The following is a 268-nucleotide window of genomic DNA, read 5'->3' as shown; positions in this document are numbered from 1 at the left end:
AGTAAAGGATGGTGGAGCTATGCGGGATCGAACCGCAGACCTCCTGCGTGCAAGGCAGGCGCTCTCCCAGCTGAGCTATAACCCCATCGTAAATGCTAATCTCTGTACCCTAATTCGTTTCCGGGCAAGGCGCGGTGGTGCGAAGCATACTGAAGTATGCGAGCATCGCCGTAACACAGCACGGAGGCGAATTTGGTAGGCCTGAGTGGACTTGAACCACCGACCTCACCCTTATCAGGGGTGCGCTCTAACCACCTGAGCTACAAGC

At 56.0% G+C, this 268-nt stretch carries 1 tRNA gene; it reads right to left on the bottom strand.

The window, feature by feature from the left end:
• Nucleotides 1-9 precede the first annotated feature (9 nt).
• Nucleotides 10-85 (bottom strand) — tRNA-Ala (locus OGY83_RS00010).
• Between the last annotated feature and the right edge of the window lie 183 nt (nt 86-268).

This window comes from Citrobacter sp. Cpo090 (assembly GCF_030332665.1).
GTDB classification, from domain to species: domain Bacteria; phylum Pseudomonadota; class Gammaproteobacteria; order Enterobacterales; family Enterobacteriaceae; genus Citrobacter; species Citrobacter portucalensis.
This window is presented reverse-complemented; position numbering and strand designations above follow the sequence as displayed.